Source organism: Pseudomonas sp. IT-P4 (assembly GCF_949767755.1).
GTDB classification, from domain to species: Bacteria; Pseudomonadota; Gammaproteobacteria; order Pseudomonadales; family Pseudomonadaceae; genus Aquipseudomonas; species Aquipseudomonas monachiensis.
Genome location: NZ_CATKPX010000015.1, coordinates 153763 through 170788, shown reverse-complemented (window position 1 = coordinate 170788; position 17026 = coordinate 153763). Strand labels below are relative to the sequence as shown.

Genomic DNA, 17026 nt, shown 5'->3' with positions numbered 1-17026 from the left:
CAAACGGGTCGTGACGGACTTTTACGCCGACAACCGCCCGTTCGAACAGCAAGTCCCACAGTTTCAGATGCCCCGTAAGTCCACCACCAGTTGGGAAATGGACAACGACGCTACAAAGTACCGGGCCGAATCGGAACAAACCGGTTTCGATACCGACGGCAATCCAACCGAAAAAATTGAATCCAGCGGCATCAGGACCGTCTACGCGTTTTATCCCAAAGAAGCATCAGACGGATGCCCTGCCGACCCCCACGGATTTGTCCGCAATCTGAAGGAAATCACGGTATACCCTTCACCAGAGGGCCAGAGCGATACCCCCCCTCCCATCTTGCGCACCCGATTGCGTTACGAAGCCCTCAAGCCGTTGACCGATAGCGGCCTTGCAGAGTGGCTGGTCAATACCAGTGAAACCTTGCTGCAAGTTGAAGGCACGAACGAAATCGAACTGCAGCAAGCACTGCGCAGCTACTACCAAGTGCCTGACGATGTGTTTATACATGGTCGCCTGCTGAGCTACAGTGACACCATAAATGGCAAGTCGACCGTCTCTAACTATCAGTACAGCCGCCCCGTCAGCGCGCTGGCAGGTGAAACGGTGCTGCAAACGGACGAGCAAGTCACTGGGTTCGACCACCAGCCAGGCACCCGTCACGTGCAAAAAAACCTGAAGCAACAACACTCACTGGTCACCGGTCAACTGGTGCTCAAGGAGGATCTGAACAACGTACAAACACTGCTTCGCTATGACGCACTGGGCAGGGTAATCAGCGAAACAATAGCCCCCGGCGACCCGGAGGCCGAAGCCACACGCACTTATGAATACACATTGGCCTCCGCTGACGGACAGCAAGCCAGCCTCATCGTTACCGATGTCAAAAATGTCAAGACTTATACCTTCTTCGATGGCCTGAACCGGTCAGTGTATGAGGGCCGACTTGAGCCAGGCACCAATTCGAACGTGGAACCTCGTCAGACCTCTGCCGCTGTTTACAACGAACTTGGGGAGTTGGTTGAAGAAACTCACTTTGACTGGCTCGGAGAACAGTGCCTTCCCCTCATTCATGCGTTCAAGTACGACAACTGGGGAATGCAGTGCAGCGTTAGAAGCCTCGACGGCGTTGCGAGCATTACCGACCTGTCGCCCTTTGGTGAGGACGGGCGGATTGAACGCAGTTGGCAGGAAAGCGCCGAGCAACCAGTCCAGGTCAGCGGCCTGAGCGTCAGCCACTACAATCGATTCGGTAAAGTGGTTTCGGTGGAACGCCTGGACGCCCAGCGCTTGAACGCAATATTGCGCACTCAGGGCCCAGAAGCCGACCGCTCGGTGAGCCAATGTCTGGATGCCCTGCTCCTTGACAAGCAACTGGGCACTGTCGGATCCAGCCATTTCGTCTACGACGGGTCAGGCAACTGCGTACAACTCAGGGAGTTGATTGACGATCTGGAACGCACAACCCATTACGAGTACGACGCCTGGAAGCGCGTACTGAGTACCACCCTCCCGGATAAAACCGTCGTCAGCCGCCGGTTTGCCGAACACAGCCCCAGTGAACTCGCCATTGAACTGCAAGTCACTCCCGGCAATGTCGCTCAGCCTAAAGTGACGGTAGGCCAGCAAACGTTTGACGGGCTCGAGCGTTTGACTGAACTGCGGGTGGGTTCAATGGACAATCCCCGGGTTGAACAATACCTCTACAAAGAGGGAGAAATGCAGGTTTGGCGCAGAGTCACCCCGGCCAAAAAACATATTGATCATCAATACTACCTGAATCTGACCGCGCAGCCGGTCGGCATCACAGCACCAGAGAACGAAGAGACGTACGTCTATGATCCCCTGAATACGGCGCTCAGTCGGGTGGGAACCGACGATAACGGCATCCGCTACGAATACAACATCGACAGTCATCTGCTAAGCGAAAAACAGTACGACAATGGCAAACTGGTCCAGGACTGTCACTACACCTACTCCATGCTTGGCCGACAGATGACCAAGAGCATTACCGACGGGCTGGAACAACACACTGAATACGACGCTTTCGGGCGCCCTGAAAGGTTGACACAAGGCGAACTGCAAGCCGAATTCACCTACAACGGCTTGAACCAGCTCAGTTGCACGACCACCCGCAACCTGCGAACCCAGGTCACACTGCAAACCGAACTGGAATATGACACGCAAGATCGGGAAATCAGCCGCACGCTGCGCCTGACGGGTCAACCAACCCGGACCATCACTCAGACCTGGTCAGCCGACGACCAGTTACAAACCCGCCACCTGCAGGTTGGCGACCGTAGCCTGCTTAACGAGGAGTTTGCGTACGACCTGCGTAATCGACTCATCAAGCACACCTGCACCGGCGAAAACCCGCCAACCGATGTCTACGGCAATGCCATTGGCGAACAAGTATTCACCTTTGACGCGCTGGACAATATTCAACGCTGCATCACCACGTTCAAGGATGGAGCACTGGACGTCGCACGCTTTACCTACTCGGCAGACGATGCTTGCCAACTATCGTCGGTCACTCACACCTATACCGCCGGTGGTTACCCTGCGAGCCAGTCATTCGAATACGATGCCGATGGCAACATGCTCAATGATCAACACGGCAAGCAATTGGCCTACGACAGCAGAGGGCGGCTGCTCACCGTTAAAGACCCTACGGGGCAATACACTCAGAGCAGCTATCGTTACGACGGACACAGCAGTCTGCTCGGCGTACGTGAAGATCAGCAGGAAGAAATTCTGCGGTTTTATAGTGGGTATCGCCTGAATCATACGTTGCAGAATGATCAGCGCACGCATTATCTGCATCACGGCGATACGCCGCTGGGCGAGCAACGCCTCAATGACCACGACCGCACGGTGCTGCTGCTGACCGACGCCAGCCCGAGCGTCATCGGTGAAAGCCTGAACGGCACGTTGCACACGGTAGCCTACAGCGCCTATGGCGAACGCAAACTCTTCAAGGAAGATGAATTGCTCAGTCTGTTGGCCTTCAACGGCGAGGTGTGTGAAAGGTCCCACGGCTGGTATCTGTTGGGCCGTGGCTATAGAGCCTACAACCCAAGCCTGATGCGTTTTCACAGCCCCGATTCGCTCAGCCCCTTCGCTGAAGGCGGTGTCAATCCGTATGTATACTGCCTGGGTAACCCCATTAACCTGCGTGACCCAAGTGGCCATTTCGGCGTAAGTGGGCCTCCAGGCGATTTGCCGGTGTACCGCGGAGGGTCAGGCATGGACATCGGACTTTGGATTGGTGTGGCTATCTCGGGCGTAATTTTGGCTGTGACGGCCGTTGCAATGCCTTGGTCCGCGCCCCTTTCAACCATGTACGTTATTTCAGTTGTTGGGGTGCTCATGCAGGGCGGAGGTCTTGGAGTGCAAGTGGTAGGGGCCTTGACGAATGACTACACTCTGAGTGCCATCGGTGGTGGTATAAGCGGTTTGGGTATGGCAGTCGGCGGGGGGGCGATTCACTCTGTGAGATCTGGTGTGGGGGCCGCCAAATCAGCAGCGAAAGCGGCGGCGACGGTGGCATCCGAAGCAGGTGGTGCTGGTGCTGGTGCTGGTGCTGGTGCCGGTGCCGGTGCCGGTGCCGGTGCCGGTGCTGTTCCCTTAGGCAGATCAGTTTTAAACAGATTTCGTATACCGGGACGTCCCGGCCGCCAGGGACTACGGGGATTACGTGGCCGGCCTGGCGCCAAAGGAGAGCCTGGAGAGCGCGGCCTGACTGGCCTGACTGGCCCGGCTGGCCCGGCTGGCCCGGCTGGCCCGGCTGGCCCTCGGGGTCGAGATGGTGCAACAGGGAACACGGCACCGTACGATCCCAGTGATGTAAGAACTCCCCCAGGGCAATCAACCAGAGATCGTATTTCCGATGGACAACACATTACCAGGGGAGAGTACAAAAAAGATCCAGATAAAGGCACGTGGAGTCTGATCGGGCAAACAAGTGAGACCGTATCGCCTCCCCAACTGGTCAACGTACTTCGTCCGATAAATAGCTAACCCCCTTCTCACTTTTGATGTCTCGCTCTTGGCTAACGGGAAAATACTCCCCCCGTTAGCCAGGAGCTTTTGTCGTGAATGGGCCCTTCTTTCATTTACACCGTCACTACCTTTTGCCCCGTTACAAATCCCCCGGCAACACTGAGAGTTCTCTCATATCCGCGCCCCTCCCTCCTTCCTAGAATCGCCGCCATCGAGACAACGCAGTTTTTCTGCCCCCCCCATATACCCACAGCACTGCCACGGCATCGTCTCGACGTTTGACGCCGGGCACTACTGAAACCAAAAGGATTGATGCTTTGAAAAAACCTCTACTCGCTCTCGCTCTGGGCCTGTCTGCCGGCCTGGCTGGCACCTCGGCATTCGCGACCACCGGCACCATATTTTTCGAAGGCAAGATCACCGCCAACACCTGCCCGATTGACATCGTCAACCCCGGCGACGGCAGCGTGGGCAACGTGGTGAGAATGGGCGACCTCGAAGCCAGTCGTTTTACCGGCACCGGCCAGGAACTCGCCGAATGGCGGTTCGTGTTGCGTGTGAAGGACGGCGCGAGTTGCGGCCTCACGCCGACCAGCAAGGCCAATGTCACCTTCAATGGCACGCCTGACCCTACCGGTTCTTACTTCGCTGTCACCCCAACCGCTGATGGTGCCAAGGGCGTGGTCATTGTCCTCAAGGACAAAACCGGCAACCCCGTCGCGCCAGGTGCAGCCTCCAATGATTATGCCCTGAACGATACGGGCCCAACCGACATGGAGTTCAAAGCCTACTACCGTTCGACCGCCGCCACCGTGAGCGCTGGCGTGGCCTCGGCCGACGTGCAGTTCGTCGTTGCGATCAACTGATACCCACCTCCAGCCCCTTGGGCGCACATCGCACTCAAGGGGCTGTTTTTTCTGTACAGGCACGGGTTTCCTGCCTGGATCAAAGGTAGTGACCTATGTTCGGCTTGATCAAACGGGCGGCCAATGTTCGGCCAGTCTTTGGCGCCAGCATGACCGCACTCATGCTCGCTTCATTCATCCCCACCAGCCAGGCGGCATTGACGCTCAGCGGCACGCGCGTGGTGTTCGATAGCGACAAGCGTAGTACTTCGCTGATTGTCACCAACCCCAGCGATCGGACGTTCGCCGTACAAACCTGGGTCAATACGGCCGCCGACGATGCGACCACGGCAGTGCCTTTCATCCCCACGCCCCCACTGTTCCGGCTCAACCCGGGCAAGGAGCAACAAGTCCAGATCAATGGCTTGCCCAATGACCTGCCCACGGATCGGGAGTCGTTGTTCTACTTCAACGTCCAGGAGATACCCGAGGCCAATGCCAATGATGCCAACGTCCTGAACATTGCCCTGCGCACTCGAATCAAATTGTTCTACCGCCCAAGCCAACTCAAGGATAGCCCGGCCAGCCGATTGAAGGATTTGCAATGGTCCGTCAGGCAAGTCAATGGCAAACCCCATCTGGAGGTGAACAACCCGACCCCCTTTCATGTGTCGTTCATTCGCATAGACGTGGTTGGCCAGGACAAGAAACAGGTCGTTGAAAACGCCGAAATGGTCGAGCCGATGTCCAGCCGGTCCTACGCACTCAAAGGCGTACAACCCGCGCAAGGCTTGCAGGTGGAATTTTCGGCCATCAACGATTACGGCGGTTATACCGCACCGTTGACCCTGCCGATCAAGATGACCCCTTGAACCAGTGCCCTTTGCGTTTACGGTCCGGAATATGATCATGCCCCTTCTACATGAGCGCCGGCGCTCGACTAACCGACTCTGCTTTTTGCATTTGCTTGTCGCCGGCACGGGCAGTGCCTGCATGCTGGACGCAAAACCCGCGCTGGCGTCCGCCCCCCCCTCTTTTCAATCCAGTTTCATGCGTCAGAGCCCCGATCATGCCAGCGACGCCGGGGTACAAGCCCTCAATGCGTTGGTCAACCATCACGACTTGGGTCCGGGACGATACTGGGTCGATATTCAAGTCAATCAGGTCCACTTCGGCCAGTATGAAATCGAATTTGTGGCAAGCCCCACAGGTGATCGCCTGCTGCCTTGCCTCTCGGCCGAGCTGTTAGGTCAGATGGGCGTACGGCTCGATAGCCTTGCGGAGCCCGGCTTGCTACAAGGCTCCTGCGTCAATCTGTTGGCGTTGATACCAGGTAGCGAGATTGACTTCGACGCCAGTAAACTGTTGCTGTCGCTGTCAATTCCTCAAATCGCCATGCGTCGCGATGCGCAGGGCCACGTCGATCCGGATCGTTGGGACCACGGCATCAATGCCGCCTTCTTGAGTTATCAGGCGTCCGCGCAACAAGGAACCAGCCGCTATCGAGGTCACCAGAACAGCGATGATCTCTACCTCAACGCAGGTATCAATCTTGGCCCTTGGCGCTTGCGCAGCAATCAGTCACTGCGCCAGAACGAGTACGGCAAACGAGAATGGGCTCGAGCCTACACCTACGCACAACGTGACCTGCCCGGCACCCGTGCCAACCTCACCCTGGGCGAAACGTTCACCGGCGGCGATGTATTCACCAGCCTGCCGATCAAAGGTGCGCTGATCGCCTCCGATGTGGGCATGCTCCCGGATGCCCTGCAAGGGTATGCCCCGATTATCCGTGGTATCGCGCAAACCCGCGCCAAGCTTGAGATTCTGCAAAATGGTTATCCGATCTACTCGACGTACGTCAGCGCCGGTCCGTATGAAATAGACGACCTGAGCACCAATGGCGGCAGCGGTGAATTAGAAATCGTCCTGACCGAGGCAGACGGCCAAGTCAGGCGTTTTACCCAATCCTTTGCGACTCTGAGCAATTTGCTGCGCGAGGGCACATGGCGCTATAGCAGTGCCTTGGGTCAATACAACGGTGCCGGCGACCTTGAACAGCCGATGCTTTGGCAGGGTACGCTGGCGATGGGCACGATGTGGAACTCCACGCTGTATGGCGGCCTGATGGGCAGCGACTTCTATCAGGCTGCGAATTTTGGCGTCGCACGGGATCTGGGAGTCTTCGGCGCCTTGGCGGCGGATATCACCCATTCCAGCGCAGACATTGCAACGACGGACTCGCACAGTGCCCAGGGCATGAGTTATGCGCTGAAATACGGTAAGTCGTTTGCCTCCAATACCAACTTGCGCTTTGCCGGGTATCGCTATTCGACCGAAGGCTACCGCGATTTCGACGAGGCCGTGCGACAACGCAGCTACGACTCCCGTTGGCACGGCAGTCGCCGCAGCAGGCTGGAGGCGTCGATCTATCAGAACCTCGGTCTGCGAAGCTCGTTGAGCCTGACCATGTCACACCAGGATTATTGGCAGAGTGCCGAGGTGCAGCGCCAGTTCCAATTCAACGTGAGTACCTACCACCGGGGTGTCGGCTACAACGTGTTTGCCTCACAGTCGCTGAATGACATCCGCGGCAATGATCGGCAGTTCGGCCTGAGTATCACCATGCCCCTGGACTTTGGCCGCCCGGTCAACGCAACGTTTGATGCCCAGAAAAGCGGCGACCGATACAGCCAGCGAGCCAGCCTGAGCGGCAATGCCGATCAGAACCGACTCAGCTACCAAGCCTCGCTCAGTAACGATGGTGGCCGTCAACAATCAGCGGCACTTTCCCTGGGTTATCAGGCGGCTTTCGGTAGCGTCGGCGCAGGGATAACCGAAGGTAATGACTACCGCAATATTTCTCTCAATGCCAGTGGCGCTGTCTTGGTGCATGGAGACGGTATCGAGACCGGGCCTTACCTGGGCGAAACCGCAGCGCTGGTTCATGTACCGAATATCGCCGGTGTCGGCGTGCGCAATGCCATCGGGGTCAAGACCAATGAAAAGGGGTATGCCCTGGCGCCGTACCTGCGGCCTTATCGCATCAATCACCTGGAACTGCAAACCGATCAACTGGGCCCGGAAGTGGAAATCGATAACGGCACGGCACAGGTCGTTCCGAGGCGTGGGGCTGTGGTCAAGGCCACGTTTCCCGCCCGCGCGGTTACGCGCCTTGTGATCACTGCTCGCACGGCTACAGATCAACTGCTGCCGTTTGGCGCTCAGTTGCGAGATCGCGAAGGCAATGTGATAGGCATCGTCGGTCAGGCAGGGCAGGTCATGTTCTCGACTAGCGCCGAGCCTCAGGTTGTGGATGTGCATTGGGGAGAACAGAGCGAGCCGCAATGCCGGTTGGATATCGACCCGCATCAGATGGAACAAGCCGAAGGTTATCGACTGCAATCACTGACCTGTGCCTGAGCCGGGAACCCCTTCATGCGTCAGGGAACCTGAAGTTCTCCAGGCTCCCTGCGTCAACTCTGGAAAACATCATGAAATGTTCAACGCGACGGTTGACCACCGTTCTCGCCTTGGCCGCAGGTTGCCACACCCTGCCAGTCATGGCTGCAAGCAATACCTGCACCTCGCCAGGCCCCTTGAGCTTTACCCACCATGTGGGAAACGTCTACGTTCCCCGAGACGCCGCAGTGGGAACCACCATTGGCAGAGCCCGGCAGTTCGTGGCCACGAGCAACAACGAGTCATCGTTTATCGAGTGCGACAACGATGGCAGCGTGCGGCTGGCGTCCAACATCCTGGCCACCACCCCTTTTCACCCAGGCTTGCTTCGCGGGGCAAGCATGCGCCAGTCCCCGCAGGCCATCTTGAGCACCAACATCCCAGGGGTTGGCGTCCAGTTCACACTGGGATTTCCATTCGATGGTTTTGCACAAAACGCTTTCAACCCCGACTTTGGTGACGGTACGGTGCCTTCACAGCGCACCACGAAAAAGCAATGGGATCGACACTCCTGAGCTTCACCCGACTGGAGAGCTATATCACGCTGATAAAAACTGCCGATATCGCGCCGGGTCCGCAAACTTTGGATGGCCGTGAATTGTTCAGTGGCACGTTTACCGGTATTCCAGGCAAGGCCTTTGGCGTTGGCCTGACGGGCACCGTGACCCAGGCACACTGTGGCAGCAGCAAGGTCAGCGCCGATCCGGTACCGCTTGGCGATTGGAATAAAGACGACTTCACCGGCCCTGGGTATGTCACCGCAGCGGTGCCGTTCAATATCACGTTAAGTTCATGCATTGCGGACGACCTTAACATCAACATCGCCACGGCCACGATTCACCTCGATGGAGCCGGTGGGTCAATGCCCGTTACCCCGGCGATTCCTGGAGTGTTCAGCCTGACGACGGACTCCACCGCCAAAGGGATTGGCATTCAAATACTCAAAGGCGACGGTATGACACCCGTGGCCCTCAGCACCGAAGTTCCACTGCAACGGATCACCAGCGGTGACACCGTTCTGGATTTCACCGCGCGTTATTACCAGACAGACGCCAGCCGGGATGTTATGCCCGGCGACGCCAAGGGCGCGTTGTTTTTCACGATAACGTATCAATAACATCAACCGGCCCTTGGCATAAGGGCCGGGCCACATTGCCCCTATCAGTCAATCAGGGTCAACTGCAAGAGTGGGAAATTGGGCGCAGCAGTGGGTGGCCAGGTTCTTCCGCCATCAAAACTCACATACACCTTTCCCGTGAGGGGTGCGTTGCGGCGCAACGTGTTCAAAAATGCCTTGTCGACGGTGACATTGTTTTGCCCACCAATACCGCCGATGACTTCCTGATCCGTGAGTGCACGCTTCCTGATCACCTCGAAGACAGAGTCCTGCCCTCCGGAGCCAACACCTGTCATGGTGAGCAAGATCCACTGATCGGTCGTCATCAATGGCCATTTGTTTAGCTTCAATATCGCGCCCGTGGCCGCTACCGTTCTTAAACTCAAACTGCCCCCGCTCAGGCCGTTGCATTGAACCGTAGGCAGCCCACTCAGGTTTACTACCTGCAACTTGCGACGCATCGACGGCCACTCTTTGCCAGCGTCATCCATGACGCCGTAACTCACCCACAGTGCTTTACCGATATAGGCCGCCACTGATTTCATTGGAATCGAAAACCGCAGTTGCCCGGGCGTGATGGCTTGATCAGCAATCCAATGGCCCAACTCCCCGGGTTCACCCCATTGCACGCGTATGCCCTCTCCGGGATAGATCACTGCATCGTTCGGCACTTCCACCACGCCTCCGGTCGAGGCCAGCAACGGATCGAGCGTTTGCAGCTCGCCACTTCCCGCAGCCCTTTCAATGGCAGGCCAAGGCAAATTACGGGGTATCGGGGTCGCGGCAACGTCCAGTTCAACCACATCGGACCGATAGCTCTGGTTGCCCGCGCGGTCCTGCACCTGATACCACACATACCGAAAGCCATCCCCTCGATCCCGGATCAACTGGCCTGCAATCGTGATGAACAACGGTTCAGAAAAGTTCGTGTCGTCAAGTTCAATGACGCCACCCTGCTCCTGAGTGTTCGGGGTTAAGCCCCAATACCAGGTGATGCGATCCCAAGGACGGGGTGATGTGTAATCTGGCAGGCCCGCCTTTACCTCATCATTATTTTGCTCAAGGTATCGGGCGGTGAGTGGGTTGGGGGGCAGGACTTCAGAGGGAAAATTCAATGTGCTGCCGGTTACCAGCAAGGGAGGCTGCGTATCAAGTGTCATCGGCAGATCGAATGAATCCGCTGACGAACCGTTGAAAATCGTTACCCTGTAATGGAACAGGTGTTCCCCATCGTTATTGCGTAGCCAGGCCTGGGGCACTTCGAGGTAGCGATCCGAGTCTTCGATCGGCTGGTTCCACCGACGAGTCACCAAGGCATCCTGGCTACCGTCAACGAACAGTTTGACGGTTTCCTCCGCCACCTCGGGATGGGAGTTCAACGGCACGGTAAACCAGACTTTCAGATCGGTATGGGTCAATGCTTCCGGCAACAGATTGGTTTCACCACCCGGTACCTCCGGCAGCAGCCCGTTGATCTCTGGCGGCGGCATTTCCGGAATGGGGGAAACACCGGCACTTCTGGACTTGACCATGAACAAAACTCCTCGAAAAAAACAAAGAAGCAAAAACCCGAGAGGTTTCGCTTCTTTGCCTCATGAAAAGAACATTGAACCGGTAGTGCATTGGCCTACAGACGGGTCGAGATCAAGCCAAATGTTTACCAGCTATAGCGCGCACCCACGTTGAAGCCCCAAGGTTGCTCTAGCTTGTCGCCGTTGCTGTAATCGAGATCGACGTGCATGGAAACCTTGTCCGTCATCGCCACGGCCACGCCCGCGCCAAACTCGCCGCGAGAGCCCGACAAGTCGGAACTGAAACGGTTGTCATTGACCTCGACATCGCTGTTCTTGGCAAACTCGTGTACGTACGCGGCACGCAGGTACGGCTGGACCGTTTTGCCTTGCGCCCAGGCAAAGTTGCGACCCACCGTGGTACCGACTTTACCCAGTAAGGAATGCACACGATCACCTTTGGCGGCCAGGCCGTTGTCCAGGTCGTAATCGGCGCCATCGATCATCACACCGGACAGTTGAGCGTAAGGCTCGACAAAGTAGTCATCCGCCAACTTGATGTTTCGCCCAAACTCCAGCGACGCACCGATGCCGTCAGTGTCGTAATTGCCCTTGGTTTTCTTGCCGTCGCTGAGTTGAACGTCGGATTCGTTCTGGAATCGGTTGTATTTGACGACACCGTCGAAGTAATAACCGCTCTGCGCATCCAGCCAGGTGGTGTAGGCGCCCAGGTAGTAGCTGTCGACTTCACCGGTGGTGCCACGGCTCATGTCCAGATCGGACTGGCTGTAACCGCCCAGCACGCCGATCAGCCATTGCCCATCGCCCATCGGCAGCGGCGCATCGGCACCGAACGAAATGCCTTGCTGGGTTTGTTTATAGGCCACGCCGGCACTGTCGCTCACGTTGTATTTGTTGCCGTAGGCACGCATCCAGCCACCGGCCTTGCCCTGATCCATACGCACCTCGCCCATGCGGGTGCGCAATGTGCTGAGTTCGCCGTACCAGACCGTCGGGGCCGCGTTGAACAGCGCCATGACCGACTGTGTACCGGGGCTGATCACCCGAGTGGCCGTGTCCAGAACCCAGTCGTTGTCGCCTTGTTTGATCAGATCGTAGGAAAACGCCCCGAGGTCCACGGCACCACCGGCCATGGCGAATGTGGCGTCACCCGAGCCGATATGCACCACGGCCTTGGAGCCTGCCCCTACCGGTTCGGTGCCCTGGCTGTCGAGGGCGACAAGGTGGTTGCCAGTGGCATTGCCAGATACGGTCAGGGTATCCACCTGCCCGGTGGTGAAATCGTTGTGCATATAGAACGTCCCCCCCGTACCCGACAGGGTTTCCACGGAAAGATTGAAATACTGCCCCGGGTTGCCGAACTGGACGCCACCTCCATTGAGCGAAAGGTTTTCGACACTGCCGTCACCGACCATCACCCAGCGTGCATCGTTGTTGACGGTCAGGTTCTCAACGTTTTCCAGACGCCCGGTCAAGGTTGCGGCGCGATCCAGCAGCACCTCGGCGCTGCTGCCATCGGCCACAACAATATCGCCGACGAGGTGGCTGTTGTTGACCGCGAAGTTGGCCGCCGCGCCATTGAGCACTTCCAGTAAAATGCCGTTACCACCTTTGAGCGTGGAGCCATTGTTGACTTCAATATTGACCTGCTCACTGTTGGTCTGGTTTGCGCTTTGAATAACAATCGCCGAGCCACTGACACCTTCGACATGGCTGTTGTTCAAAACCAGCGCATCGTCGGTAATTGAATCATTGCTGAACAGCCTGACCCCGTTTTGCCCACCCATGATGGTGCTGTCGGTGGCGGATATTCTGCTGCCAAACGCCTCGATGCCGATGCTACTGGCATTGGTACCGATGACGCGTGCGCCGGATTGCAGTGTCAGTTGGCTCTCGGCGCTGACAGTGGCGCCACGGTTACCACCGATGATTTCACTGTCGCTGACCGTCGCACTCGAGGCTGACGTTACAGTACGTATCAGACTCAGCCCGGTATTGGCGCTGACCACTCTGCTTTTGTTGGCAATGGTCGCCTCGCTCGCGGATAGGCGAACACCATTGGCGGCACCCGTTGCATTGACCGCCGTGCCGTTGAGCGTCACTTTCGAACCGGTTTGCGCGTTAATTTCCAGGGTGGTGGCGCCATTCGCCGTCAGGCTGGCCGCATTGATCAGTCGATACTCTTCAGCCGGAACAGAGCCGTCGATGGTTTTGCTCCGACCATCAATCAAGTCCGCCAACGCGCTTGGAGCCACCAAGAACAACGGCGTCAACGTAGCCATTTTGAGCCAGTAGGCAAGCGGTGTGACGGGAAATGAGTGAATGAGCCGCATAGGGTCGCTCCTGAATACAAACGGACTGTCAATGCGCGCCGACGGGGTGCCGTTGAACCGGGTCGGGCAATTTAGGGACGGCGATGCTAAGTAAATCTCCCCATCGGGTATGTAGGATTAATCCTCAAAGCGCTTTGCCCTGATAAACGCGCCGTTTGCCGTGAATGAACCGTCACCCTGATCCGGGTCCATACGAACCGAAGCAGTCCTTACCGACCCGGCATAATCAAGCTAAGGGCGCGGGATCGGACATGAACCCGTCGGCGTGCTGAACGCTGTACGAACAATCCACGGCTCCGATTCAATGACTTCAGTGCTGTCATCGAAGAAATACTGAATCTTCAGGCGACCTATACGATTTGTTGGGTTTTCGTCGTAAAGCGGCAGGATATGTATATCGTACGGCTGCACCAGAAACGTGAATCCCGTCACCGGGAACGCGGTGGTATCGAGCGTAAAGTCAGCCTCGAACTCCGCACCGACGATCGGGTCCTCGGGGGTTCCCAGGTTGCCTCTCATGGGTGTGACGACGACACTGATCTTGTCCCCAACCTCAAGCACACCGGTCAGGTCCGGTATATCGGCCTTGAGAGACCCATCGTTCTCCAGAGCGTCACAACGCGGGAAGCCATCGGGATCGGGAATGGTGGGGAAACTCGCAGGGGGTAGCTCTACGGCAATCGCATTGACCACGACATCCGTTGTTGGCGAGTGCAGATCGTTCACCAGGCCCGCAGCGCTCACCCGGTAGTAGACGGGCACCGAATTACCATTGCCGCCTTTCTTGATGTACGACCACGGAATGGCGACCTCGAAAGGACCGCCCGGTACATGTTCCGGGTCGGAATCGTCAAAGGTAACCTGCGCCTCGACCACACGCTCGCCGTTCCAGTAAAAGTCGATGACGTGGCCATTCACCGCCTCGCTGTACCATTCGAAGTGGAAGGTGGCGTCCTTGTCCTTGTCGGCCCGGATCAGTTCATTGGTCCGGGTTCCATCGAAGTTCTTGACGTCACCCTTGAGCAGGCCAGGGTGGATCGGGTTGGGCCAGTCTACCGGCGGCCAGGGATCGGGCCATGGCACAGCCACCTCGAAGTTGACGTCAAAGTCATCACTCACTGGACCGAACAAGCGTCCCTGGCGAACCACGTGGTAGCTCACCGGCGTTGATTTCACCCCGGTCGTCGTCCGTCCATAGTCTTCAAGCATCAGTCTTTTGGGCAACACTTGTATTTCAATATCGGCGGGCGGATTGCTGCCCAGCGCGTGGTCAGCCAGCACCTTCCCCCCCCACTGCAAGCGAATGGAGTCCCCGCTTTTGTAGTTGGTATGCCTGAGGATCCATACACTCACGCCGTCAGCAACATGCTGCATGTTCAAGGGGCCGGGGTTGGCTTGCGGCACACGCGGCTCGAACAGATTGATGGGCAACGGACCGAACGTGAGGCCGACTTTTTTGTAAAGCGCCGGCGGGCTGTCATTGAACGCTTCATCGCGCAAGGCATAGGTCACCAACGCTTTGGCATCACCAAACGCGCGGATCTTGTCCGCGTCAATATCGACGGTACTGTCGCTAATGCCCGGTGCGGGCGCCGGTCCCGTATAAATCGGGGGGGTAGCCGTAGGGTCGTCCGGGATGTTGTCTTCATCAACCAGATACACGGCAATTTGATCAGTGGCTTGCCAATCCGCGTAGCCAGGGATAGTCATGGACAACTTGCCACCGGCCGGCAGCGACGTATCGTCCAAGTAGTCCCCGGCAAATACCGGCGCCTTCGGTGCATCATGTTTGTAAGGCGGCAGCCGATCGCAAATGACCGTGGTGACCAAGGAGTCAAATTCGTCCCCCGCAAAATCGATCAGCTGATAGCGCAGATGGCACGTCGCGTCATCCGGCAGGGAATTGGTCGGGATGAGCATTTCAAATGGAAAGATCTCGGGGTAGGTGCCACCATCGATTGGCATCGTGAATACATGAGATGCCGCTGTGATATAGGTGCCTGTACCAGGGTCAATCTGCAGTAAAACTGTTTCTTGCATGCCAGCGAATGGCGCCTTGTTAGCCCACTCCGGGACTTTGACTTTGAGCCCTTTATTGTCCTTGAGTTTTGGCCCATGGAGGAGCTTGGTTGCGGGGTTCGCATAAGCGTCCGGGTCAATAATCAACTCCATGTCGGCAAGCTTTGCCCGATACTCGGAACGCATTTTCAGATAGGCGCTGTTCGCTTCCTGTTGCGCCCGGATGTCCTGATCGATCGACATGCTCTTACCCTCCTGTCACGCCATTTGAGCCATAGGCAGCGCTACGGCTGATCCGTCGGTCAACAGCGTGGGCGTGCGGGCAAGCCAAAAAATGATTCAGCGCAGCAAGCCAAACTGACCTTGGGCGGATTAAACGCTCATGGAAAAAAAAGCGATACTGTCAAAGTTGACAGGTGGGGGCCGACTCCCCGCGCTGGAAGGATGGGGGGGCGCAGGGTTCAAGACGGCGAAGAAGACCTCAAGACCGTGCCGAAAAACTCAGGCTCGCCGCCCCTCGAGCAAGTCCGTCACACACAAGGAAATACGTCGGCAGGCGTCCGCCAGCTTCAGTCGGTCCACCACCAGGCCGAGGCGAATATGCCCCGCCGCACTCGGCCCGAAGGCTTCGCCGGCCAGCACCGACACGCCATAGCCGTCCAGCAATCGCTCGGCAAAATGCTGGGCCGACAACCCGGTCTGACGCACGTCGACCATCACGAACATCCCGCCATCGGGGCGAATCGCCCGGATGCCAGGGCACAGATCCAGGCTGGCGCACACCAGGTCGCGACGCTGGCGATACTCCTCACGCATCAGCGCCACGTGCGGCAGGTTTTCATCCAGCGCCAACTGCGCGGCGTTCTGGATGAAATCCGGAATGCCGAACAGCATGCACAACGACAGATTCACCAAATGTTCACACAGCGTTTGCGGCCCGATCACCCACCCCACCCGCCAGCCACTCATGGCGTGGGACTTCGACAGGCTATTGATCGTCGCCGTGCGTTCGGCCATGCCCGGCAAGCTCGCGGGGCTGATGTGTTCGCCCTCGAACAGCAGTTCGCTGTAGACCTCGTCGCTGATCAACCACAGGTCATGGCGAATGCACAATTCGGCCAGTGCTTTCCAGGTCGTCAGCGGCAGGTTGGCGCCGGAGGGGTTGTTCGGGCTGTTGAGCAACATCGCGCGGGTGTTCGGCGTGATCAGTGCCGCGACATCCGCCGGATCGACTCGAAAGCCGTTCTGCGAACGCACCGGTACCGGCACCACTTTCGCCCCGCAGGCGCCGAACACGCCTTCGTAGGTCACGTACATCGGTTCGGCGACAAGCACTTCGTCCCCCGGATCGAGCAGGCATTGCACCACCGAATACACCGCGCACTGCGCCCCGGGGAAGACGATCACGTGCCTCGCATCCACTGCCTGGCCGCTGCGCTGGCGATGATGCCGGGCGATGCTGTCGCGCAAGCCCTGGCTGCCGCGCACCGCCGGGTAATGCGTGTCGCCGGCCAGCAAACTGCCAATCGCGGCCTGGACGATGGGTTGTGGGGTGTCGAAATCCGGGTCGCCGATCGACAGCAGCAAGACATCGACACCCTGCTCGCGCAGCGCCAGCGCTCGATCGTGAATCTGCCAGGCCGCCGCTCCGTCACCGGCGATTCGTTGGGTCAAGGCTGAGTAGCGCATGGCGTTCTCCTGTGGCGCGTATTCCTTGCCTCAACCCT

The 17026-nt window shown here is 57.8% G+C and carries 10 protein-coding genes; 6 read left to right on the top strand and 4 right to left on the bottom strand.

Translation table 11 applies throughout. From position 1 onward, the window contains the following. Window positions 1–97: 97 nt before the first annotated feature. From ACM6IT_RS02385 to ACM6IT_RS02360, 6 genes are all read left to right on the top strand, one after another. On the top strand, window positions 98–4009 hold the full coding sequence (locus ACM6IT_RS02385) for an RHS repeat-associated core domain-containing protein (RefSeq protein WP_414917410.1): 3912 nt from the start codon (window positions 98–100) through the stop codon (window positions 4007–4009). A gap of 299 nt (window positions 4010–4308) precedes the next feature. Further along, window positions 4309–4857 (top strand): fimbrial protein, encoded by a 549-nt coding sequence (locus ACM6IT_RS02380; protein WP_414917409.1) that lies wholly within the window; start codon window positions 4309–4311, stop codon window positions 4855–4857. A 95-nt stretch (window positions 4858–4952) separates the two neighbouring features. Further along, complete coding sequence (locus ACM6IT_RS02375) at window positions 4953–5708, top strand: molecular chaperone (protein ID WP_414917408.1); 756 nt, start codon at window positions 4953–4955, stop codon at window positions 5706–5708. A gap of 37 nt (window positions 5709–5745) precedes the next feature. Beyond that, window positions 5746–8259 (top strand): fimbria/pilus outer membrane usher protein, encoded by a 2514-nt coding sequence (locus ACM6IT_RS02370; RefSeq protein WP_414917407.1) that lies wholly within the window; start codon window positions 5746–5748, stop codon window positions 8257–8259. Between the two features lie 71 nt (window positions 8260–8330). After that, the gene (locus tag ACM6IT_RS02365; protein ID WP_414917406.1) at window positions 8331–8813 is read left to right on the top strand and encodes a hypothetical protein; all 483 of its coding nucleotides are present in this window, start codon (window positions 8331–8333) and stop codon (window positions 8811–8813) included. Then, the gene (locus ACM6IT_RS02360) at window positions 8795–9415 is read left to right on the top strand and encodes a fimbrial protein (RefSeq protein WP_414917405.1); all 621 of its coding nucleotides are present in this window, start codon (window positions 8795–8797) and stop codon (window positions 9413–9415) included. Before ACM6IT_RS02365 ends, ACM6IT_RS02360 begins: the two co-directional genes overlap by 19 nt. Before the next feature lie 44 nt (window positions 9416–9459). Here ACM6IT_RS02360 and ACM6IT_RS02355 read toward each other — a convergent pair whose 3' ends face one another. The 4 genes from ACM6IT_RS02355 to ACM6IT_RS02340 all read right to left on the bottom strand — a co-directional run bounded on the left by ACM6IT_RS02355 (window position 9460) and on the right by ACM6IT_RS02340 (window position 16988). Then, window positions 9460–10947, bottom strand: coding sequence for a hypothetical protein (locus ACM6IT_RS02355; RefSeq protein WP_414917404.1), 1488 nt, complete (start codon window positions 10945–10947; stop codon window positions 9460–9462). A 125-nt stretch (window positions 10948–11072) separates the two neighbouring features. Further along, on the bottom strand, window positions 11073–13280 hold the full coding sequence (locus ACM6IT_RS02350; protein ID WP_414917403.1) for an autotransporter outer membrane beta-barrel domain-containing protein: 2208 nt from the start codon (window positions 13278–13280) through the stop codon (window positions 11073–11075). Between the two features lie 231 nt (window positions 13281–13511). Continuing rightward, window positions 13512–15542 (bottom strand): hypothetical protein, encoded by a 2031-nt coding sequence (locus ACM6IT_RS02345; protein WP_414917402.1) that lies wholly within the window; start codon window positions 15540–15542, stop codon window positions 13512–13514. A gap of 258 nt (window positions 15543–15800) precedes the next feature. Beyond that, window positions 15801–16988 (bottom strand): pyridoxal phosphate-dependent aminotransferase, encoded by a 1188-nt coding sequence (locus ACM6IT_RS02340; RefSeq protein ID WP_414917401.1) that lies wholly within the window; start codon window positions 16986–16988, stop codon window positions 15801–15803. Between the last annotated feature and the right edge of the window lie 38 nt (window positions 16989–17026).